This window comes from Propionivibrio sp. (assembly GCF_017995515.1).
Taxonomy (GTDB): domain Bacteria; phylum Pseudomonadota; class Gammaproteobacteria; order Burkholderiales; family Rhodocyclaceae; genus Propionivibrio.
The window spans coordinates 14,391-36,982 of record NZ_JAGOIT010000019.1; the positions used below are offsets into that span (position 1 = coordinate 14,391).

General features: G+C 60.7%; 18 protein-coding genes. 1 reads left to right on the top strand and 17 read right to left on the bottom strand.

The window, feature by feature from the left end; all coding sequences use genetic code 11:
• Nucleotides 1-8: 8 nt before the first annotated feature.
• From KBA32_RS04955 to KBA32_RS05000, 10 genes are all read right to left on the bottom strand, one after another.
• Complete coding sequence (locus KBA32_RS04955; RefSeq protein ID WP_294356091.1) at nucleotides 9-1,052, bottom strand: LacI family DNA-binding transcriptional regulator; 1,044 nt, start codon at nucleotides 1,050-1,052, stop codon at nucleotides 9-11.
• A 185-nt stretch (nucleotides 1,053-1,237) separates the two neighbouring features.
• A complete protein-coding gene (locus KBA32_RS04960; protein ID WP_294356093.1) occupies nucleotides 1,238-2,164 on the bottom strand; it encodes a sugar ABC transporter substrate-binding protein in 927 nt (308 codons plus the stop codon).
• A 93-nt stretch (nucleotides 2,165-2,257) separates the two neighbouring features.
• On the bottom strand, nucleotides 2,258-2,548 hold the full coding sequence (locus KBA32_RS04965) for a putative quinol monooxygenase (RefSeq protein ID WP_294356094.1): 291 nt from the start codon (nucleotides 2,546-2,548) through the stop codon (nucleotides 2,258-2,260).
• A 75-nt stretch (nucleotides 2,549-2,623) separates the two neighbouring features.
• Nucleotides 2,624-3,565: a sugar phosphate isomerase/epimerase gene (locus tag KBA32_RS04970; RefSeq protein WP_294356097.1), complete on the bottom strand. Its 942-nt coding sequence runs from the start codon at nucleotides 3,563-3,565 to the stop codon at nucleotides 2,624-2,626.
• Between the two features lie 74 nt (nucleotides 3,566-3,639).
• Complete coding sequence (locus KBA32_RS04975; RefSeq protein ID WP_294356099.1) at nucleotides 3,640-4,950, bottom strand: hypothetical protein; 1,311 nt, start codon at nucleotides 4,948-4,950, stop codon at nucleotides 3,640-3,642.
• A 35-nt stretch (nucleotides 4,951-4,985) separates the two neighbouring features.
• On the bottom strand, nucleotides 4,986-5,876 hold the full coding sequence (locus KBA32_RS04980) for a sugar phosphate isomerase/epimerase (RefSeq protein ID WP_294356101.1): 891 nt from the start codon (nucleotides 5,874-5,876) through the stop codon (nucleotides 4,986-4,988).
• Nucleotides 5,877-6,124: 248 nt separating this feature from the next.
• Entirely contained in the window at nucleotides 6,125-7,138 is a 1,014-nt protein-coding gene (locus KBA32_RS04985; protein WP_294356102.1) for a Gfo/Idh/MocA family oxidoreductase, read from the bottom strand.
• A gap of 285 nt (nucleotides 7,139-7,423) precedes the next feature.
• Entirely contained in the window at nucleotides 7,424-8,347 is a 924-nt protein-coding gene (locus tag KBA32_RS04990) for a sugar ABC transporter substrate-binding protein (RefSeq protein ID WP_294356104.1), read from the bottom strand.
• Nucleotides 8,348-8,518: 171 nt separating this feature from the next.
• Complete coding sequence (locus KBA32_RS04995; RefSeq protein ID WP_294356105.1) at nucleotides 8,519-9,526, bottom strand: ABC transporter permease; 1,008 nt, start codon at nucleotides 9,524-9,526, stop codon at nucleotides 8,519-8,521.
• Nucleotides 9,523-11,067 (bottom strand): sugar ABC transporter ATP-binding protein, encoded by a 1,545-nt coding sequence (locus KBA32_RS05000; protein ID WP_294356107.1) that lies wholly within the window; start codon nucleotides 11,065-11,067, stop codon nucleotides 9,523-9,525. Before KBA32_RS05000 ends, KBA32_RS04995 begins: the two co-directional genes overlap by 4 nt.
• 462 nt (nucleotides 11,068-11,529) lie before the next feature.
• Here KBA32_RS05000 and KBA32_RS05005 point away from each other — a divergent pair, with 462 nt between their 5' ends.
• Nucleotides 11,530-12,549, top strand: a complete 1,020-nt coding sequence (locus KBA32_RS05005) for a substrate-binding domain-containing protein (protein ID WP_294356109.1) — start codon at nucleotides 11,530-11,532, stop codon at nucleotides 12,547-12,549.
• 15 nt (nucleotides 12,550-12,564) lie between these two features.
• Here KBA32_RS05005 and KBA32_RS05010 read toward each other — a convergent pair whose 3' ends face one another.
• The 7 genes from KBA32_RS05010 to KBA32_RS05040 all read right to left on the bottom strand — a co-directional run bounded on the left by KBA32_RS05010 (nucleotide 12,565) and on the right by KBA32_RS05040 (nucleotide 22,552).
• The gene (locus KBA32_RS05010) at nucleotides 12,565-13,026 is read right to left on the bottom strand and encodes a lipocalin family protein (protein WP_294356111.1); all 462 of its coding nucleotides are present in this window, start codon (nucleotides 13,024-13,026) and stop codon (nucleotides 12,565-12,567) included.
• Between the two features lie 202 nt (nucleotides 13,027-13,228).
• On the bottom strand, nucleotides 13,229-14,260 hold the full coding sequence (locus tag KBA32_RS05015; protein ID WP_294356113.1) for a LacI family DNA-binding transcriptional regulator: 1,032 nt from the start codon (nucleotides 14,258-14,260) through the stop codon (nucleotides 13,229-13,231).
• 182 nt (nucleotides 14,261-14,442) lie between these two features.
• Entirely contained in the window at nucleotides 14,443-15,051 is a 609-nt protein-coding gene (locus KBA32_RS05020) for an SIS domain-containing protein (protein ID WP_294356114.1), read from the bottom strand.
• Nucleotides 15,052-15,154: 103 nt separating this feature from the next.
• Nucleotides 15,155-16,432, bottom strand: a complete 1,278-nt coding sequence (locus tag KBA32_RS05025) for a zinc-binding dehydrogenase (RefSeq protein ID WP_294356116.1) — start codon at nucleotides 16,430-16,432, stop codon at nucleotides 15,155-15,157.
• 192 nt (nucleotides 16,433-16,624) lie between these two features.
• Nucleotides 16,625-18,595 (bottom strand): SDR family NAD(P)-dependent oxidoreductase, encoded by a 1,971-nt coding sequence (locus KBA32_RS05030; RefSeq protein WP_294356118.1) that lies wholly within the window; start codon nucleotides 18,593-18,595, stop codon nucleotides 16,625-16,627.
• Between the two features lie 41 nt (nucleotides 18,596-18,636).
• On the bottom strand, nucleotides 18,637-19,938 hold the full coding sequence (locus tag KBA32_RS05035) for a hypothetical protein (RefSeq protein ID WP_294356120.1): 1,302 nt from the start codon (nucleotides 19,936-19,938) through the stop codon (nucleotides 18,637-18,639).
• Between the two features lie 136 nt (nucleotides 19,939-20,074).
• Nucleotides 20,075-22,552 (bottom strand): thiamine pyrophosphate-dependent enzyme, encoded by a 2,478-nt coding sequence (locus KBA32_RS05040; RefSeq protein ID WP_294356123.1) that lies wholly within the window; start codon nucleotides 22,550-22,552, stop codon nucleotides 20,075-20,077.
• Nucleotides 22,553-22,592 lie beyond the last annotated feature (40 nt).

Consider the following 22,592-nt stretch of genomic DNA (forward strand, 5'->3'; position numbering starts at 1 on the left):
GTACTGCGCTACTCAACCCAGAGCGGCAAGGTGTATTTGCACAGCAGCTCCGGGCGCAGCATGCGGTTCGGACTCGGCTGGCCACCGGTGGCGACAAGCAGCAGTTCATCGACGGTGCCAGTGAGTAGCGCCTTGAGGTTCTGCGTGATCAGGTAGTCAAGCGCGTCCGCGCGGACCAGCGGCTCGGTCACCGGGTTGATTTCGTGCGCGATGAACAACGTCTTGCCGAGACGGCCGCTCTCTTCCAGCGCCTGCGCAAGACCGTGGTTGCCGCCGGAAGTGTTGTAGATGCCGTCGATCTCCGGCCAGTCCTTGAGCAGGCTCTTTGCCGATTCGTAGGTGCCGTGACGACTGCTGTCCCAGCGCACAACGTCGATGATGTTGATCGACGGAAAGCGCTGCCGGATCACCGCACGGAACCCCATCTCGCGCTCCTCATGGCAACGGAACGAAAGCGTCTCGACGACGACGGCAACGTTCGCGCTCGGCTGGTTGCACAGATGGCGTCCCATCATGAAACCGGCCGTCTGCCCTGCGGCCCGGTTGTCGATGCCGACAAATGCGTGGCGTGCCGCGAGATCGATGTCGGTGTTCGTCGCGACGACCGGCACCCCGCGCGCCTTGAGCGCCGACGTAACGCGCGAGACAGCGAACGAGTTCTCGACGAGAATTGCCACCCCGTCGGACAACGCCTGTTCGGCGATAACGGGGGCAACCAGGTCAGCGCCGCGATTGGAAAACGGGATCACCTCAAGCTGGCAGCCCTTGGCTGCGAAGACCGGGCCGAGAATCGCCGTCTGCTCGATGATCGACTGGGTAAACTCGTCATCAGCCTGAATGACGAACTTGAAGTTTTTCGGCCGCGACGACGTTCTTGTGACCGCGGGAGTCCCGCTCGCTTCCGCCTGCTGCAGGCTCGCCACCGCTGCTTCAATGGCCGCCAAGGTCGCCGGCCGCACACCGTCGCGCGCGTTCAAGGCGCGGTCGACGGTCGCGCGGCTCAAACCGGTGAGACGCATGATGTCCTTGAGCGGGGGGCGGTTGCGCGGCATGCCTCTTATCCTTGTTTTTCAGGTTATCTTCGCTGCCCAGCGACGCGGCGCAGCCAGCGCCGAATGATAACAGGAGGACTGCCCTGCCGACCGCACAAGGAAAGGCCCGACGCCCGCGTCGCGCGGAATTCCCGCGGGGCGGCGGCGCCGGGCCTGAGTGACATGACGGCCTGTTGCGACGGCGATCAGTTCTTCGACAGATACTTATCCACGTTCGCCGGCGTCACGAGTTCGAACGGAATCCAGACGTTCGCCGGCACCTTCTCGCCGCGCGCCATCTTCACCGCCGCCTCGATGCCGCCGCCGCCCTGCCCGTAGGCATCCTGGAAGACGGTAACCTTGAGTTCGCCGGCCTTCATGCTCGCCAGCGCGTCACGCGTGGCGTCGATACCGGCGACGATCGTGTCCTTCTTCATCTTGCCGGCGGCCTTCAGCGACTGGATGGCACCGATCGCCATTTCGTCGTTGTTCGAGATCACGGCGTCGAACTTGAGGCCGGCCGACAGCCAGTTGTTCATCAAATCGGCCGCCTGCGTGCGACTCCACGTTGCCGCCTGCGCGTCGACGATCTTCATGCCGTCGCACGGCGGCTTGGCGATGACGTCCTTGACGTCCTCCGTGCGCTGCAGCGCCGACTCGTTCGACAGGTCGCCGATGATCAGCAGGATGTCGCCCTTGCCCTTGAGCAACCGGCAGACTTCCTTAGTCTGCATCGTTCCTGAGTCGACTTCGTTGGAGCCGACAAACGAAACCTTCGCCGGGAGCGTCTTGTCCCCGGGCGGATGGTTGACGTAAACGAGGGGGATGCCCGCGTCTGTCGCCATCTTGGTCATCTTCGGCGTCGCCTGCGAGTCAACGGTGACGACGACGATGGCATCGACCTTCTGGGCGATGAAGTTCTGGATGTGGTTAAGCTGGCGGCCGATGTCGTCCTGCGCGTCTTCGAACTGCGCATCGACACCCTTCATCGTCTTCACCTTCGCCTGCATGCCGTTACGCACCAGCGTCAGCCAGGGATTCGAGTTGGCGATGGTGACGCCGATCTTCTCGGCATACGCGGCGGGACTCGCCGCAAGCGTCGCCAAAAGTGCGGCGATCAGGGTTTTCTTCATGGGATTGCTCCTGGGTTGGTCGAGAGGAAATAGCAGCCGAACCAGACTAGACCGCTCACGCCGATATGCCATCAAAATCTTGACGAATTTTCGTCAAGTCGGCTGCGCCACATGGACGATCTCGAAGGTCAGCGAACGGTGGAATTGCTCATGGAAGGCGATGAAGCGCTTGGTGTATTCCTGCGCGCAATGCTGCTCATGCGCTTCCTTCGACTGGAAGCACTCGATGAACACGAGCAGGTCTGGGTCATCGGTGCAGGTGAAGAAGTCGTAGGCAATGCAACCCGGCTCAGCGCGCGTCTGTTTCTGGACGGACGCCGCCGCCTCGAGAATCCGGTCGCGAGTGCCGGGCTGCAACTGGATGGTGATCAGAAACTTGTACATGGCGAGGTTCCCTTTCGAATCACTGGTTCGGCCGGCAAGCTCCACGCCTGCCGGAGACCATGAGCCTGTCAGGCGTTACTGGCTGATCGTTTGCTTCAACGCAGCGATCGAGGTCGTCACGCCCGCATCGACCGACATGGTCAGGTCTTCCATCTCAAGCGAGACCCAGCCTTGGTAACCCATCATGCCGACCACCGAGAAGAACTCCTTCCACCACTGCAGATCCTTGCCGCAGCCGACGGCGACGTAGTTCCAGGTCCGGTTTTCGCTGTCGGTGACCGGCTTGGTTTCGAGCAGGCCATTGACGTCGGCCAGGCCACGTTCGATACGGGCGTCCTTGCCGTGGATGTGGAAGATGGCGCCCTTCAAGGCACGTGCCGAGGCGATCGGGTCGGCGCCCATCGCCATCAGGTGCGACGGATCGAGGTTGATGCCGACGATGGAATCGACGGCGTTGCGCAGTTTCCACAGCGTCTCGGGGTTGTAGACGAGCATGCAGGGGAATTCCTCGATGGCGATCTGTTCGACGCCGTGCGCCTTGCAGTGCTCAACGAATTTCTTCCACCAAGGGATGGCGACTTCGTTCCACTGGTATTCGAGTGCCGGGGCCATGTAATCGGGCCAGGATACGGTCGAGGTAATCCAGTTCGGCGTCTTGTCGCCAGGTGCGCCGGCCGGGCAGCCGGACATCATGACGATCTTCTTGACGCCAAGCTTGCCGGCCAGAACCACCGTGTCGTAGGTCGACTTCGTGTGCTTCTCGCCCATCTCGCCCGGGCAGAGCGGGTTACCAGAGCAGTTGAGGGCGGCAATTTCCATGCCGCGCTTGACCAACTCGGCCTTGAAAGCAGTGAGCTTGGCGGGATCGGCGAGTAGTGCCTGAGTCGGTACGTGCGGGCAGCCGCCCCAGCCGCCAGCGGTCATTTCGACGCCAGTGATGCCTTGTGACTTGACCTTGTCGAGCATTTCCGGAAACGGAAGGTTGCCATAGACGTCGGTGCAGATTGCGAGTTTCATGTTGGTTCTCCGAGAAAGAGTTGCTGCGATTTAGCCAAAACAGGACGGATCAGGCGGCAAGATCCGGGGAAATTTCATTCGTATCGTTTTCCTTCGCTTCTTTCGTGCGCAGTTCTGCCCCCGCACCCCTCACCACTGAATGGTTTACAGCCACATCCGGCCTTCGTTTCGAACCGGTACCCATCCGACCGACACCTTGGACGTGCGTCGGCGCATCGAGGCACTGCGGTCGGCGCGAGGACGCGCAACTCATGCGCAGAACAATCGATACGCTGTTCGGCACCCGCTATCGCAAGCGCCATGGCATCGACTTCATCACACGAGGCGGCGGCGATCGCAGACTCGTCGGCTTCCGCCAGGCAAAACGCCTCGGCGAGTTGCCGCAACCGTCGTCCGCCGCCGCAGTTCAATCGTGTGCCGTCATCAATGCCGGAGCCGGCCATTGCCACTTCGTCAGCAAAACGCGCCGCAGCGTCGAACAGCGTCTTCACGATTTCATGCAGAACCCGTGGCTTGAGATGCTCGTGGCGCCCGCCAATCGGCAGCACCAGCGGTGTCGATTCGTGCGTATCGGGTAGTGGCGTCAGGCCGATCGACATTCGGTAGCGAATCAGCGCCTTCATAAGCTCGGGCGATGCCGGCTTGCGGCGCCTGACGCCCCGGCTTTCGTCAAGCACCATCCACCACTCACCCGAATCGCCGAGTGGGCGTACACGAAAAACGCCCATCGTGTGCCGAGCGATCTCGGGAATGCGCAGCCCACCGTAATGCATCAGTGAGAACAGCCAGCGCGACCGCTCAATCCGTTCGCGTTCACGATCCGTCGCAGCGGGATGAGCGCGGGTGACGACCTTGATGATGCGCAGAAAATCCTCCCGCATCAGTTCGACGGCGAGCACCGATGGTGATCCTGCAGCCTCGGCCGGATCGCGCATCGGGTTCCGCGACAAATAGCCGGTGTCCGACAACCAGGCGAACAGGCGGTTGACAACGGCGAGCGATTGCTGAACGCTGTTCGGCGACAAAGGTCCGGCAAACGGACGCCAACCCTGGCTGTCGCGGGCGACCCGCCGCCCGCGCTCGGTAACCCATAGCGTGCAGGGCATCGGATTGGCGAGGAAGGACGGATACGCCGCCATGTCCTCGGCGGTGAGCGAGGAAATCGGCTTCTGGCGATCAAGCAAGGCCCAGAAGAGCAGGCGCTCGGCCTCGCGGCGATAGCAGGCGAGCGTCGATGGATTCGCCGAATACTGCACCAACCACGCTCGTAGGGCCTGCAAATCGTCACTTTCGCCACTCGCGCCCTTGGCACCGGATTGTGTGGCGAGCAGTTTCGTGAAGCCGCTCGCGCAAAACGACGCTTGCTGAATAATCGTGGAGTTCATCGACGCTTCTCTGCTGCCTTCGCCTTGCCCGCCACCTAGCTGCGATACTTGTCGAGGTAGCGCTGAATCTCCGTGCGCATGAAGCGCGAGGAGTCCTCGGCGCGGTCCTCCCAGGCGAAGACGCAGGAGGAGAGCACGCCGTCGAACTTGATCTCGCTTAGGGATTTGAAGAACAGATCCCAATTGATTTCGCCCTGGCCGATGTCGAGGTGCTGGTGCACACGCACGTTGGAACCCGGTGGATTGACGATATACCTGAGTTGCGACGAGGCCTTGTGGTTGTAGGTGTCGGCCACCCGCACGTGATGCAGGACCGGGGCAGCTTCCTTCAGCATGGCGGCCATGTCATCCCCGTAGTAGAAGGTGTGCGGGGCGATGTAGGACATCTTGACGAACTTGGAGCCTATGCTGCGGATGATGTCGACCGCCGGGTGGAAGGTCTCGACCCAGTCTTCCGGGTGCGGTTCGACCGAGAGGACGATGCCTTCCTTCTCGAAGATCGGGACGAGTTCGTCCATCGAACGCCACCAGGCAGCTTCGCAGGATTCCTTGTTGTTGATGGGGTTGCCCACCGTTCTTTCCGCTGAGCCGCCGCGGCCGAACTCGGAGATCATCGTGTCGCAGCCCATTTCGACGGCGACTTCGATCGCCTTCTTCCAGTAGCGCATGGCGATCTGGCGTTCGTCTTCGAGCGGGCTGGCCCAGCGGTACATCGGTTGCAAGGTGGCGAGGCCGACGTTGTACTCCTTCAGCGCTTCCTTGAAGGCGGCGATGCGTTCCGGGTAGACGCGCGGCATCGACCACCATTCGAGGAAGTCGGCACGCGGGGAGAGTTCGATGTAGTCGTAGCCAAGCTCTTTCGTCAGCCGGCAAATGCCCGGCAGATCAAGATGGCGGTGCATGTAGGGGTCCAGGGCGATTTTCATGGCGCGATCCTTTCACTATCCATTTGTTCAACTTCAATGCCTCCGATGTCCGGGCGAACATCGGCCACAGCTGTTCCTCATTCGGGAAAAAGGTGGCGCGGTTCGTCATTCCGGCGAACCGCGCCGAACTCCGATTAAGGAGAGACACTGAAAAACACCTTCAGCCAAGGACGCGTCGCGATGCTCTCTCTGTCTTCGCCACGCGCCACCGACGGCCGCTAGCTCACAGCCGCCGGGCCACAATCCAGTTACCGGCCGTAGAACGCCGGACGCTCCGCGATGCGCACCGGCGCGATGCTCTTGCTGACGCGCGCTTCGACGCAGGCTTCGGCGGTCGCCGACGCGAAATAACCGTCCCACGCGGTCGGGCCGTTGACTTCGCCGCGTAGCGTCGAGTCGATCCATTCCTGCAGTTCGACGTCGTACGAGTCGATGAAGCGCAGCTTCCAGTCCATGAGGATTTCGGTTGATGCGCGACCAGCGAGGCGCAATGGAACGCTCGCCGGGTCGGGCAGATTCGCCGTACCGATCTCACCGACGACCTGGCACTGGATGTCGTAACCGAAGCGGCAGGCGACGAAGATCTCGGTGTCGATGCGAATACCCTTGCGTGTTTCCAGCAGGACCATGATCGGGTCGTGCAGGCCGGCGTGCGCATTGCGCGTCTTGCGTCCTTCGATCACCTGCGCCGTAACGTAGTCGTCATCGAGCAGCCAACGCAGAACGTCGATCTCGTGCACGTGGGTGTCGGTGATGTTCATGTCACCGGTGTAGATCTCGGGAACCGACGGATTGCGGTGCGTGCAGTGCACCATCAGCGCGTCGCCGATCGTACCGGCGTCGAGCGTTTTCTTGAGCGCGCGGTAGCCGGCGTCGTAGCGGCGCATGAAGCCGACCTGCACGAGCTTCTTGCCGTGCTTCACTTCCGCTTCGACGATGCGCAGGCCGGCGGCTGCTGTCGTTGCCAGCGGTTTTTCGCAAAAGACCGGCTTGCCGGCCGCGATCGAGGCGAGCACGAACTCTTCGTGCGAAGGCCCCCACGAGGCGACGAGGATCGCATCGACGTCGTTGGCCTGGATCAGGTCATGCGGGTTCGCATAGACCTTGGCGTCGAGTCCCGCCGCCTTGGCAAAAGCTTCGGTCTGTTCCTTGTTGATGTCGTTAAGCGCGACGATGCGCCCGCCGGTCAGCTTGCGCGTGATGCGCAGCGCGTGATCCTGGCCGATGGCGCCGCAGCCGATTACGCCGATTCTCAGAGTCATGGTGGTCTTCCCTTACGTTTCAGTTTTTCAATTCATCTCAAACACTGGGCGCAGGCGTCCCCTGCCCGGGGCTCCGATCTCTCGGAAATTCCGGAACGACTCAACCCAGTCTTCGTGTTCTTTGGCTTCTCCGCGTGAAGCGCCTTGATCATTCACACCACCCGCCGCCTCGCTTCGGTGCTGCCGACGGCTCCTGATGGATATTCGCTGCTCCATCAGAAGCCGGTCGGTTGCCAGACGAAGTCCGGTGCGACGCGGATTGGTCAAGCGTGTTGCAGCAGATCCTTACTTCTTCATGTACTTGTCGACGTTCTCAGCAACGATCGACTCGAACGGAATCAACAGTTCATCCGGCGCTGGCTGGCCCGACATGATCGTCTTGACGACAGCGTAGGCGCCTTCGGCCTGGCCGCGGGCGTTCTGGAAGATCGACTGCGACATCTCGCCGTCCTTGATCGCCTTGAGCGCGTCACCCGTGCCGTCGATGCCGGAGATCATCACGCCTTTGAGGCGGTTCGACGTTTTCAGGGCTTGCAATGCGCCGAGCGCCATCTGGTCATTCGCTGCGATGATCGCGTCGAACTGCTTGAAACTCTGCACCCAGTCCTCGGTCACTTTCATGCCTTCGGCGCGGTCATAGTTACCGGTCAGGTTGGCCAGAACCTTCACGTCAGGCCGTGCCTTCAGGCACGCTTCGGTAAAGCCCTGCAGACGCTCTTGCGAGTGGTAGAGGCCAGGCGTCCCCTGGAGATAGAGAATTTTGGCGTCCTTCGGCAACTTGGCCTTCATGAACTCGCCTTGCAGACGACCGGCATCGATATTCTTCGAGCCGACAAAGGTGTACTTGCCGCCGGCCGATTCGATTCCGAGCGCGATGACGGGGATGCCCGCCTTGTTAGCCTTTTCAACGCCGGGGACGATGCCCTGGTAGTCGACCGGAACGACGATGATGGCATTGACCTTCTGCGCGATGTAGTTGTCGATCTGGTCGAGTTGCTTGCTGATGTCGCCGTTGGCATCGGTGAAGCGAATGTCGATGTTCGGGTCGCCCTTCGCCGCTTCGATGAAGGCCGTCTTGCGGCTCATTGTGAAGACGTCGGTATCGGCCAGGTTCGTGTAGCCAACCACGAATTTCGCAGCCATCGCGCTCCCCGGGATAACGGTCAGGGCAACAGCACACGACATGATCAAATTGGTCAGTTTTTTCATCATTGAATCCTCATCTGTGGTTTTCGCCTTTTCAGGGCGTGAATAAGACCTGTTGTTTGACTACCACTGCCTGTTCAACATGAAACACTTGCTGCAACTTCTTCGGTTTTGATGGCGCCCTCCTTGTAGTGATTGCGATTGCTACGTTCTTCCCTGCACGCTTCTTTCCACTTATGCCTTTTTCTTCGTTCTCGCCGTCTTGGTCTTGACGTCGAGGATGACAGCGACGGCGATGATCAAACCCTTGATGATCTGCTGCCAGTAGGAGCTGACGTTGAGCAGATTGAGGATGTTGTTGATGACGCCGATGATCAGCGCGCCGACGATGGTGCCGGTGATCGTTCCCGTACCGCCCATCAGGCTGGTGCCGCCGACGACGACCGCGGTAATTGCGTCGAACTCGTAGGAGAGCCCGCCGGCCGGTTGTCCGGAGTTGATGCGCGACATATAGACGATGCCGGCCACGGCACAGAGCACGCCATTGAGAATGAAGGCCTTGATCACCACGCGGTCAGCGTTGATGCCGGAAGCGATGGCCGCCTTCGGGTTGCCACCGACGGCATAGACGTAGCGCCCGAACTTCGTCTTGTTGAGCAGGACCCAGGTCGCGCCGATGACGAAGAACAGGATCACCACCGAAACCGGGATGATGCCGAGCGAACCCTGGCCGATGACCTTGAAGTCGCCAAGGTTGGTGACAGGCACTCCACCCGTGTAGAGCAGCACCGCGCCACGCGCCACGGTCGTCATGGCCAGCGTCATGATGAAGGCCGGGATGCGGAAGTAGGTGATGACGAAGCCGTTGATCAGTCCGGTGACCATCCCGAGCCCGACGCCTGCGGCAAGCGCCAGCGGCAAGCTCTGCGTCATCGACATGACGCTCGCCGCGATCGTTCCGGTCAACGCCAGCACCGAGCCGAGCGAGACGTCGATGTGGCCGAGGATGATGATGAAGGTGACGCCGCAGGCCAAGAGGCTGACAACGACGACCTGGCGCAGCACGTTGGTCAGGTTGCCTTCGGTGAGGAAGGTCGGGCTAACCAGCGAGGCGAGGATAAAAATACCGACAAAGATGAGGATCGTCCCGTAGCGCCGGTAAATCTCGGCAAACCCCATCTCGCGGATCTTGGCGAATGCCGACTTGTCGGCGACCGGTGTCGTTTGTGCCATGCTGCTCATTGCTTTCCTCCCGTGGCCAAGGCCATGATGTTTTCCTGTGAAGCGTCCTTGCGCTCGATCTCGCCGCGCACAACGCCTTCGTGCATGACGATGACCCGGTCGCTCATCCCAAGGATTTCCGGGAGTTCGGACGAGATCATGATGATCGCCAGCCCCTGCTGCGCGAACTGGGTCATCAGTTTGTGAATTTCGGATTTGGAGCCGACGTCGATGCCACGTGTCGGTTCGTCGAGGATCAGGACTTTGAGATCGCCGAGCAGCCATTTGGCGATGACGATCTTCTGCTGGTTGCCGCCGGAGAGATTGCCTGCGGCGGTCATCAGGCTCGGTGTCTTGATGCGCAGCATCTCGCGCATGCGCATCCCTTCCGTTTGCTCCTTGCCGGAATCGAGCAGCAGACCGGGGGCAAACTTCTTGAGGTTGGCGAGCGAGATGTTTTCCTTGACCGAGCGGCAGAGCACCAGCCCTTCTGCCTTGCGGTCTTCCGAGACCATGGCGATGCCGTGGCTGATGGCATCGGACGAGGTCTTGAGCTTGATCGGCTGGCCTTCGAGGCGGATTTCGCCTTCGTCGATCGGGTCGAGGCCGAAGATGGCGCGCGCGACTTCGGTGCGCCCGGCACCGACGAGGCCCGACAGTCCGAGGATCTCGCCCTTGCGCACAGAGAAGCTGACGTCCTTGAAGACACCGTAACGCGTGACGTTCTTGAGTTCGAGGACGGTCTCGCCGATCTCGGCATGTTCCTTGGGGAAGATGTTGGAGATGGTGCGCCCGACCATCAGCGAGATGAGCTTGTTCTCGTCGTAGGCAGCGGCGACGTTCGAGTCGACGTACTGGCCGTCGCGGATAATGGTGATGTCGTCGGCGATCTGGAAGATCTCGTCCATCTTGTGCGTGATGTAGATGATCGCGACGCCGTTCTTCTTGAGATCGTCGATCTGCTTGAAGAGCATGGCGACTTCGGTGTCGCTGATCGCCGAGGTCGGTTCGTCCATGATGACGAGCGAGGCCTGGCGCGAGATGGCCTTGGTGATCTCGATCAACTGCATGGCGGCGATCGAGAGTTCGCGCATCTGCATGCGCGGGTTGTACTTGAGGCCGAGTTTGTCGAGCAGAGCCTGCGTCTCGCGGTACATGCGGTTGAAGTCGACGAAGGTCTTGAACGGCGACAACAGCGGATTGCCGTCGATGATCGGTTCGCGCCCGAGGTAGATGTTCTCGGCGATGGTCATGTCGAGGACGGGGCTCAGCTCCTGATGGATCATGGAGATGCCCATCTCAAGCGCGGCCTTGGTGTCCTGGTGGTCGAGCTTCTCGCCCTTGAACCAGATCTCGCCCGAGTCGATCGCGTGCTCGCCGCTCAAGACCTTCATCAGCGTCGATTTGCCGGCACCATTTTCGCCGACCAACACATGCACCGAACCCGGCCTGACTTTCAGGTTCACCTTGTCCAGAGCCAGTACGCCCGGAAAGGCCTTGGTGATGCCGCGCATTTCCAGGACGTAAGCGCCCTGCCCGCCGCTATCTTGCTTCTCGTGCATAGAAAGTGCCGCCCCCATCGTTGTTACTGCGCCCTTGCCAATCGGGCTGCCTCATGAGCGCTTTAACGCTTCTTCCGGACAACCCCGAGTCTTTGCTCACGGACCTGACACTCACTTCAGCAAGCAGCCAGAACCTCACAAAAGAATCTTTTGACTCACGTGAGGCAAATAACCATGAACCAATGGCTCACATTGAATCAAAACAAAAACGAAAATGCAATACCGTAGAACGAATATTTTTAGAAAAAATTTTCCACAAATTATGGATTTTGAACACGCTACCAAGGCAACACCAGAACTATCTGTTAATTTTCAATTTACTAGGCTGAATTCAAGATATTTTGTCGAGTTGCAATTGAGACAACCGTAAAATACAATGACTCTTTTCGTGATGCATTTGCATCACTTAGAGAAAATAGCGGGGGCTCAGTGAAGCAGAAAAGACCACAAATCAAAGAGATCATGCGTCTCACCGGGCTGAGTCGGGCGACAATCGATCGCGTACTGAACGAACGCGAAGGGGTACATACGCGTACGCAGGCGATAGTAGATGCCGCACTTCGACAGCTGCGAGAGACAAGCAATGCATCATTCCATGCGCATCGCGAAGATCGCCGCAAGCACTACAAGGCGATCATCCAGGTCGGTGATGCCTTTACGCAGTCGATCGTCGACGAGGCCGACCGCCTGGCGCCTTCGCTGGCGGCACGCAACTGCACGCTCGAAGTGCTGCCGTGCGTTGGGATTCCAAGCAAGCGCGTTGCCGGCCTCATCGCCGCGCAGAGCGATGCCGACGGACTCATCATCATTGCCAAGAACTCTGCAGAAATTGTCGATGCAGCCGCGCTGTTCCGGGAACAAGGCAAAGCGATCGTCACCTCGCACACCGATCTCGATCTCGCCGCGCGCCATGCCTACGTCGGCATAGACAACCGCGCAGCAGGCCAAACCGTCGGCTTTCTCATGGGTAGGCATATGCCAGCCGACGCGCCGGCCAACCTCGCCGTCGTCGTCGAGGCGATGAACTATCGCTGCCACGAAGAGAGGGAAATGGGCTTCCGCTCGGTGCTGCGCCAGCGCTTTCCGGCTATCAACGTGATCGAGGTAGTCAAGCACGGCGACTCGGCCGAAGCCAGCCATGCGGCCATCAAGTCGCTATTGGAGATTTATCCGAAGATTGACGGTGTTTACAACACCGCCGGGGGCAACCAAGGCGTAGCGATGGCGCTCGCCGAAGGCGGCTTGACCGGAAAAACGCTGTTCGTGACACACGAGTACAACCGGGTCACCGAAGCCTTGATCAGAAGAAACGAGGTGGACTACCTGATCACGCAGAACATGAAACACATGCTGCTTGAAGCTACGGATCAACTCAACGCGATTCTCAGCGGAGCACCCCAGAATACGCAGGTCCTCATCCCGCTGGAGATTCTTTGCCACTACTCGCTACCTCTGCCAAACGGGAACGCAGACTGCGAATAGCCGCGTCAGGACGGCCTAGCCGTCATCCCTCGCCTGATCGACCCAGATCAGCGAAGCGACGTCGAATCCCGACTCGCGGGCTAGGCGCAGCAACTGTTGCCTAACCTCCGGAGCCAACTGGCGGTCGCGGGCGAGAATCCACAGGTAGTCGCGGTCGGGACCGACGACCATCGCCCAGCGGTAATCCTGCTGATCGAGCGAGATGACGTGATAACCGCCATAGAACGGGCCGAAGAAGGACACTTTCAACGACGCGCGCGTTGGGTCGCCCGTAAATAGTGCTCGCCCGACCGCCTCGCGCCATTCGTTCCGCGTGCCGTCAAATCCGCGATTGACGACTTGCACGCTGCCGTCGTCCTGCAGGCGATAGGTGGCGCTCACGTCACTCAGGCCGCGCTCGAACGAGTGATCCAGCCTGGCGATTTCGTACCACTTGCCGAGATAGCGTTCGATCTGGAAGGGGCTGACTGGCGTCATGCCGGCAGGCGGCTGTGTGGAACATGCATTGAGCACTGGCAGCGCGGCAACCACTAGAAATACCGCGCAAGCCGAACGCCAACGGGCGGAAGCTGCGCCGACGTTTCGCTTCATCAAACTGCGCAGAGCGGAGATCATTTTCATCCTCAGCGTTTTCGGAGCCGGGTTGACGCTGCGGAACCGCCACGGGTTCCGTCGAAGCCTACAAATTGCGGCAGATCAGCTCGGTCGGGACAGTATCAACCGCGCTCGACCGCTTGCTGCTACCGAGCGGTTCGATCAGCCGTTCGAAGACACGCCGTGCGAGGGCGTCTTCGTTCTGGCGGATGGAGAACACGCGGTTGGGCAGGAAGTCGAGCATCGTGTGGTCGTCGAAGGTGCCGATCAGGATCTTCTTGTCGATCTTTCCCGTTTGCGCGCGGATCTGCTGCAGGGCACCTTCGAGCAGGAGGAGCGCCGAGCACATGAAGGCGTGCGGTGGCGCGCCAAGCTCGTCGATCAGTTCGTGCATCATCTCGGCACCGGCTTCCGGGCTGCTTTCGGTCGCCATGCGCACGAGGCTTTCGCCGTTCTTGATCCCGGCCTCCGCGCTCGCGTCCAAGAAACCGCGCAAGCGCTCCTTGATACTCGGCCCGCGAATGACGCCTTCGACCGCCGGCCGCTCGGCGTCACCGCACATGAAGTAGCACGGGCCCTTCGCCTCGCGCAGCATGCGCCGCGCCATTTCGAGTGCCCCCTGGTAGTTGTCGCTGATCACGGTCGGGAAGAGGTGCGTCCCGTAGTCGCGGTCGAACATGACGATCGACTTGCGATCGAGATTCTTGATCAGCTGCGGCTGCGAGCTTCCTTGACACGGTGCGATGACGAGTCCATCGACGCCGCGGGCGAGCAGGCTGGTGACGGCGCGGCTTTCAAGATCGGGATCGTCGTGCGACGAGACGGTGAGCAGCAGCAGGTTGCGCTTGCGGCAGCGAATCTCGAAGGCAGCCATGAAGCGTGCGAAGAAGGCGTTGGCCAGGTCGGGAACGACGAGGCCGATAGTATCGCTGCGTTTGAGTTTGAGGCTGCGCGCGGCGTGATTGAGCGAATAGCCGTGAATGGCGACGTAGTCTTCGATCTGCTTGCGGGTCTTTTCGCTGATCCGGTATTTCTCAGACTGACCGTTGATGACGAAACGGACGGTGGTAATGGAAAAGCCGGTTTCCCGGGCGATTTCCTCAACGGTTTTGGGCATGCTCGTTCTCGGTCGATGCGCGGCGATGGCAGGAGTTCTAATGCCCTCGATTTTCGCAGCATTCCCGGGAGCGGGCTACACGCACCAAGCGCTTTGGCACGTCCTTTTTTGCTTTTTTTGCCAAAAGACGACGATCTAGTGCGTAAATCGCCGCCCCTCTGCTATTTCGACGCAGCGCCGCATCAACCTCGCCCGGAAATGCTCCGCGATTTCGCCCCCAGATAACCGCCATGGTGACGCTTGGAATACTCGGTCGCATCGAAGCCGATCTTCTCCATCAGCATGACGACGAGCGCATCGCCGATGACGGTCATGATCGTCGTCGAGGTCGTCGGCGTGAGGCCGAGCGCGCAGACTTCGGGGGGATTGCCCGTGAGCAGCGCGCAGTCGGCACATCCGGCCAGCGGGCTGTCGCCCTGGCTGGTGATGACGATGACCGGGACGTCGGCGTAAAGGTCGTTCTTGAGTTCGATCAGCTCGACGATCTCGCGTGTCTTGCCTGAGTTCGAGATGACCAGCATCACGTCGTTCGGCTGCAGGATGCCGAGGTCGCCGTGCTGCGCTTCGCTCGGGTGCAGATAGGCAGCCGGCGTACCCGTTGAGCTGAACGTCGTGGCGATGTTGTGCGCGATCTGGCCGGCCTTGCCCATGCCGCTGGTGACGAGCTTGCCGCCCTTTTCATGCACCTGGCGGTGGATGATTGCGACCGCCTTTTCGAAGCTTGCATCGATCGGGATGCTGCGCACCGCGGCTGCTTCGGCTTCGATAATCGCTTTGATTCGTTCAAGCATGGTCGCCCCTGAGTCTTGTTGGAAAAGGCAAAAATGTTATACGGCCGCCACCGGTAAAGCAAACCGGAGGCGGCCGCAGGAGAGTTACGACTATTGCCCGACGTCAGGCTTTTTGCGGGAAGTTGGCGAGCAGGTAGCTCTCGGCCTCGATGCTCCACAGCCCCTTGTTGCGTGTGCAGATTTCGGCCAACTGCTTGAACAGCGGATTCGTTTCGCCGAGCTTGGCGAAGTCGGCGATCGGCGTCAGCGGCATGTCGATGTGCGTATAGATCAGCTTCTTGCCGCCGGGAATCTCGGGCAGATGGTTGGTCGCTTCGGCGACGGCGTTGAGGCCGCCGATATGCGTCACCAAGCCCGCCGGATCAAGGCCCTTGCTCATCATTTCGAGCGCCTCGACCATGTCGTCGGTGTTGCCGCCGCTCGTCCCCGCGACGTGCGTGTAGCCGTAGTGCACGTTGTAGAAGTTGAACGACGCGCTGAACTTCGGATCGCTCGGACCGGCGAAGAAGTTGAGGCAGCCGTCGAAGGCGAGGATGGCGTCGCCCTGTTCGACGACGGGCTTGACCGGCGCGAAGACGAAGACGTCGTTGTAGCCCTCGCCGCCGGCGATCGCCTTCAACTCGGCAACCGGGTCAGCCATCGTTCCGGTATTCACATAGCGCAGATCGATGCCGCGCGAGGCCGCGAATTCGACGGTGTAGAGCGTCGCCGCGCGGTCGAGGCGGGCCTGATCGACGTCGGTGACGACCAGCAGGCTGGGCTTGCGATCTTCGCGGCGCAGCACATAGTTGATTGCGGCCAGCCCCATCGGGCCGACGCCGGCGAGGATGGCCATCTTGCCACCATCGACGATATCCATCTTGTGCACATAGCTGCCGGGCGTCAGGTGGTAGTTGGCGTGCATCGCGCCGATCACGCACGAGAGCGGCTCGGCCAGTGCGGCTGGGTAGAAGCCTTCGCCGGTGTAGGAAAGCAGGCAGTTCTGCTGCATCACTTCAGCCGGGATGACGACGTAGGTCGCGTCGCCGCCGATGTTCTGATAGCTGTAGCCCGGCGCGCTGAGGATGCCGACCGGGCCTTCGGCGTAGTTCAGTGCGGGCTGGATCGAGAACTTGTCGCCCGCCTTGAATTTATCGGCCCACTTGGCGCCGACTTCGACGAGTTCGCCACAGAACTCGTGGCCGATGATGATCGGGTGATCGGCGACATCGTCGGGGATGCGCTTGTGGTCGGTAGCCTGCGAAGAGGCCTTGTACGAGGACATGCACAGGCTGTCGGCGACGACCTTGGCAAGGATTTCATCGTCCTTGATCGGCGGCAGCTCGAAGGATTCGAGACGGAGGTCTTTTTTTCCGTAGAGACGGACGGCAGTAGTTTTCATCTTGAGTTCAACCTTGAATGACGTAATAAGTTAAAAACGCGAACGACCAGGACATCCGGTTAACATCTTGCGCTCTCCGTAAACCTTTGTTTGTCGTAGGAGCCCGGTTTTATCAGGCGAAGGCAGCGTCTCCACGAAGAAACGCCGTTATCGCGCAGCGAGCTGCGCTCCTACATTTACCCCTTGACTGCCTTAGTTGATCATGACCTGGCCGCCGGTGATCGGCAGCGCCTGGCCGGTTTCTCCGCATTGATCCATCAGGTACAGCACGCCCTTGGTGACGTCCTCCGGCGAGCAGCCTTTCTTCATCGGCACCTGCGCGAGGTAGAAGGCGCGCACGTCGTCGATCGTTTTCGCCCCCGGCACCTTGCCGGCGTTGAGGTATTGCACGAACAGGCCATTCACCGGGTCGCTCCACAGCGGGCCTTCGTAGAAATTGCCCGGGCAGATCGAATTCACCTTGATGCGGAACGGCGCGAGTTCGAGCGCGAAGGACTGTGTCAGGCCGATGCCGCCGAACTTGCCGCCGGCGTAGGCGAAGTTCGCCTTGCTGCCGCGCAGGCCGGACTTGGAGTTGATCTGGATGATGTCGGCGAAGTAGTCCTCGCTCGCAAAGCGCGTCTGCAGTTTCATCACCGGCGAGATCACCTTGGCGCAGTAGAAATAGGCGCTGTAGTTGATCTTGGTCACGAACTCGAAGTTCTCCGGCGTCATGTCGTCGAGCCCGCCCGCGCGCAGCACGCCGGCGTTGCTGACGAAGCAGTCGATGGCGCCGAACTGGGCGACGGTGGCCAGCGCCATCTGTTCGAGGCTGACGAGATCGGCGACGTTCGTCTTGGCAAAAATCACGCGGTTGCTCTTGGCCAGCGCGGTGAGGCGCTTGGCCGTTTCGCTGCCGACCGCGTCATTCATGTCGGCGATGACGATGTTGGCGCCTTCCTGTGCGAGGCAGCGCGCAATGCCTTCGCCAAAACCCTGTGCTGCCCCGGTAACGATGATGGTGCGGTTCTCGGCACGGCCGCGCACCCCGCCCGCGGCGACGGCGCGGCGGTAGTTCTCGACTTCCCAGTTGTCGATGAAGTCGATCTGCGCCTGCGTCATCGGGTGTTCGCCGCCGAACGATCCGGCGATCCAGGCCACCTTCATCGCGTCCTCGAAGACGTCGAGGATGGTGTCGCACTGCGCGGCGTTGTCGCCGACGGCGACGAGGCCGATGCCCTTGATCACGAGCACCTTCGGCAGGTAACCGAACTTCTCGGCGAAGGCCGGGATGACCTGCTTCGCCTGCGCGAGGATCGCTTCCGGCTCGCTCTCGTTGATGAAGATCACGTTCGACTTGCAATAGACGATCGCATCCGGCGTAAACGGACGCGCGATCTTCTTCTGGTTTGCTTCGCTCTCGCTGTAGTACGCGGTCAGCGCGTTGGCGCGCACCTTCAGGGTCTTCAGCCCTTGCGTCGAGAGCAGCATGCGCAGACCGGGGACGGTCTTCAGGATCGCCGGCGCAAGTTCAACTTCGCCGACCGGCAGCGGTTCCTTGACCGCGCCTTCGAGCTTGGCGAGCACGTCGGTGTAGATTGCCTTCACTTCGTCGGTCGTATTGGCGGCGACGAAGATACCGTGGTTCTGCAGCCAGATCACCTGCGGCTCGGCGCTGTGCGCCTTGCGGTACGCAACGATCGATTCGTCGACCAGTTTGAACAGCACGTAGCCCGGGTCGGTGTAGGGAATGTAGAGGGCCTGCTCGCCGAACAGGCGGCGCAGATCGCTTTCCGCGTTGTTCGCGCACATCAGGCCGTTCGCTGCCGTCGGGTGCAGGTGGATCACGAAGGCGTAGTCGATGGCGTTGTGCATCGACGTCTCGACCGACGGACGACGGCCCTTGCTGATGCAGGCCGCGGCAAGATCGTTCTTGACCTGCTCCTCGCGCTCGGCGCTGTCGCTGCTGTAGGTCCGCTCCGACAGTACCTTGAGCCTGGCGCGGTCGAGCACGGCAAAACCGTCCTCGGTAATCGTCGCCAGCGACGAGCCGCTCGCTTTCACCCACAGTTTCTCGGCGTTCTTGTACGACGTATTGCCGCCGCCGGCGATGACGAAACGGCTGTCGACACCGTAATGGCGGGAAATCTCGATCAGTTGCTGGACTTGTTCAGGGGCATTCATGGAAATGGCTGGAATCCGTAAAAGAGATCGTTAATGGGCGGTCAGTTTTTGACCGCGTTCTGCAGCGCGTAGTTTTTGAAGTACTCGATGCGCGCGTCGAGCGACGGCATCTTCGCCAGCGTCTCGGCCGAGAACATGCCTTGCGCTAGGTTCTGCGTGGCGCTCAGCTCGTGGCCGATCAACGCCCAGGCTGCGTCGACCAGATTGTCGAACTCGGGATTACGCATCGCCTCGCAGATGAACTTCTGGCGCGGCTGGTTGATGTCTTCGCCGCTGATCTGGAACATTGCGTTCTCGACGCACATCGCGCGCAGGCGGTCGAGTTGCTTCTTGCTGTTGCGCGCCGCCATGTAGGTCACGGCCTTGAAGCCGAGCGACTTGATCGTCGTGAATACGTCGTCGAGGAAGTCGTCCTCGAACTTCTGCGTCTTCTTGTCGCCGGTCACCGAATCGCCCACATCGCCGAGATAGGCGTAGGCGAGCACGACGCCGTGCTGCGCGCAGAAATCGGCGACGGCCTTGATCGGCACCGCTTCGCTGGTCGCCGGCACGTAGAACTGCTCGACCAGCTGCGCCTTGAGCACGTTCAGCAGGTCGTAGTCGTACATCTCGTTGGCGGCGTCGAGCAGGAAACCGCGTGCGCCGCCGCTCACCTGGATGCCGAGCTGATCGTTCAGGAAATCGAGAACGGCCTGGCCGCGCCCGAAATGTGCGCTCATCTTCTTCGCGACGGCGAACAGCAAATGGCGTTCGGTGATGCTGCCCGCTTCCTGCGCCATCGAGAGCGGCACGACGTCGCGGTCGTAGTCGATGGCGATCGCCGGCAGCTTGAGCACGGCGTTGATGCGCTCGACCATCGCACGGTTGCGTTTGCCGCGCTCGACGCCGATCGGCTCGAAGAACTTCTTCACGGCAGCGATCTCGGTGTGCGGGATGCCGTGCATGGCGACGTAGGTCACCGTGTTCTGGTCGGGGTTATTGACCCGGCGACCTTCGAGCAGCGTACCGGAAAAATCCGCACGCAACTCGGCGCCGACCGTCGTCGCGATGCCCAGGATGCGGCCGGCTTCGATGAACTCTTCGGCACCGCTGATCGAGTCATGATCCATGATGCCGGTCGTCGCCAGACCTGCATCCCACGAGCGGTAGACGGCCTTGGCCGGCGAGTACGGCGAAAAGGAATAGAAGGTGTGGATGTGGTTGTTCACATCCTTGCCACGCGCCGGTTGCGGAATGTCGCCGCTATCGACCAGCTTGCGGATGGCGGTCAGCGCGGCGAGGCGCTCCGCTTTGGTTGCTGCGTTGAGTTGCTCGATCAAAGAACCGAGTTGTTCTTTGGACATGTGTTCTCCTGATTCCTTGGTCGAATTTCGATAAACCGCTTTCAACGCAGAGTACGCGGAGGCGCAGAGAAAATGCCTTGCTGTTCTCTGCGTTCTCCGCGTCTCTGCGCCCTCTGCGTCAAAAGCGGTTAGCTTCCTAAACGCCCAACTTCGAGCGGCGCATCAATTCCACATCGGTAAAGCTGCGCGTCGGGGTGTAGCCGGGGATCGGCAGGATGCGCTCGTGGATCATGTCGATGAACCAGTCCTTCTGCGGGAAGAAGTGCTCTTCCAGTTCGTAGGCCGGCGTGATCCAGTTGCGCGAGCCGAGCACCACGGCCGGCGCGTCCAGGTAGTCGAAGCACAGGTCGTTGATGTTGCGTGCGATGTCGGAGAGGTAGGAACCACGATCACAAGCATCGGACGAGAGCAGCACGCGGCCGGTCTTCTTGACCGATTCGACGACCTTCTCGTAGTTGAACGGCACCATCGAACGCGCGTCGATGACTTCGGCGCTGATGCCGTACTTGGCTTCGAGCTCGGTCGCCGCTTCCAGCGCACGGTACAGCGTGGCGCCGATGGTGACGATCGTGATGTCCTTGCCGGCACGCTTGATGTCGGGCTCACCGATGGTGATCTCGTACGACTCCTTCGGCACGCCGCCCTCGTGGAACTGCTCGGCGATGTCGTACAGGCGCTGGCTTTCGAAGAAGATCACCGGGTCGGTGCCGTTCAGCGCCGCGGTCATCAGACCCTTGGCGTCGTACGGCGTGACCGGGAAGACGACCTTGAGGCCCGGGATCTGCGCGCACAGCGAGGTCCAGTCCTGCGAGTGCTGGGCGCCGTACTTGGAACCGACCGAGACGCGGATGATGACGGGCATCTTGAGGATGCCGGCCGACATCGCCTGCCACTTGGGCAACTGGTTGAAGACTTCGTCACCGGCACGGCCGAGGAAGTCGCAGTACATCAGTTCGACCACCACGCGGCCGCCGCACATGGCGTAGCCGACGGCCGAGCCGACGATCGCCGCTTCGGCGATCGGCGAGTTGAACAGGCGGTGGTAGGGCAGCGCTTCGGTCAGACCACGATAGACGGCGAACGCACCGCCCCAGTCACGGTTTTCTTCGCCGTAGGCGACCAGCGTGGGATCTTCGTAGAACTTGTCGATCAGCGCTTCGAACACGGCGTCGCGGTATTGGTAAACCTTGTTCTTGGAGACCGGCTTGCCGGCGGCGTCGAAGGCAAAACGTTCCTTCTTGGCGATGGCCATCACGCGCGGGTTTTCTTCCTTGGCGTGGTTAACGTCCGGCTTGCGGTCTTCCATCCTGGCGACCTTCTGGTTCGAGAACATGATGTCCTCGATCGCGCCCGGCGTCTTGAAGAGGTCCATGCGCGGCGACATGACCGGATCGGAAGCCATCTGCACGACGTTGGTGACGTTCTCGATGATCGTCGCGTCGATCGCGTCGAAATCCTCCTGGCTGGCGACGCCGGCTTTGATCAGCTTGGCGCGGTAGGCGACGATCGAGTCGTGCTCCATCCACGCATTCTTCTCTTCCAGCGTGCGGTAGGAATCGGCGTCGGACGGCGAGTGGCCGGAGTAGCGGTAGGTCAGCGTGTCGAGCAGGACCGGACCTTTCTTGCCGCGCAGGATTTCGAGCTTGCGGCCCATCGCTTCGATGACGGCGAGCGGATCGTAGCCGTCGATGCGTTCGGCGTGCATCTGGTCGGCATTGACGCCGGCGCCGATGCGGGCGAGGAAGTCGTAGCCCATGGTCTCGCCGCGCGTCTGGCCGCCCATCGCGTACTGGTTGTTCATGACATTGACGAGCAGCGGCAGGCCGCCCTTCATGTCGCCTTCCCACAGGTTGTTGTACTGATCCATGGTGGCCATCATCAGGCCTTCCCAGACCGGGCCGCAGGCCATCGAGCCGTCGCCGATGTTGCAGATGACGATGCCGTTCTTGCTGTTGATCTTCTTGTACAGCGCCGCGCCGACCGAGATGTCGGCCGAACCGCCGACGATGGCGTTGTTCGGATAGATGCCGAAGGGCAGGAAGAAGGCGTGCATCGAGCCGCCGAGGCCTTTGTGGAAGCCGGTGTTCTTGGCAAAGATTTCAGCCAGTGCGCCGTAGAGCAAGAAGTCGATGGCGAGATCCTTGACCGACTTGCCCTTGCCCTTGTTGAACTGCTCGACGACCTTGTAGGTATCGCCGCCGAGGAACTGCTCCATCACCGAGGTCAGTTCGGCGTCCGACAGCTTATGGATCGACGACAGACCCTTGGCGAGGATTTCGCCGTGGCTGCGGTGTGAGCCGAAGATGAAGTCGTCGACCGTCAGCAGGTAGGCCTGACCGACCGAGGAGGCTTCCTGACCCATCGACAGGTGGGCCGGGCCGGGATTGTTGTACTCGATGCCGTTGTACGCGTTCGTCGTCTTGATCGTGTACAGCATCGTTTCGAATTCGCGGATGTAGCGCATGTCGCGGTAGATGCGCAGGAAATCATCCTTCGAGAAGTTCTTCTCCTCCTGGGCGATCGTCTTCTTGTACTGGTTGACCGGAATCTTGTTGAATTCGATGAAGCCCGGCTTGCGCATCTGGTCCGGATCAATATGAAGGTGCTTGGTCATTTCGTTCGTTTCCCAAAAAATAAAAGGTCAAACCTGGAGT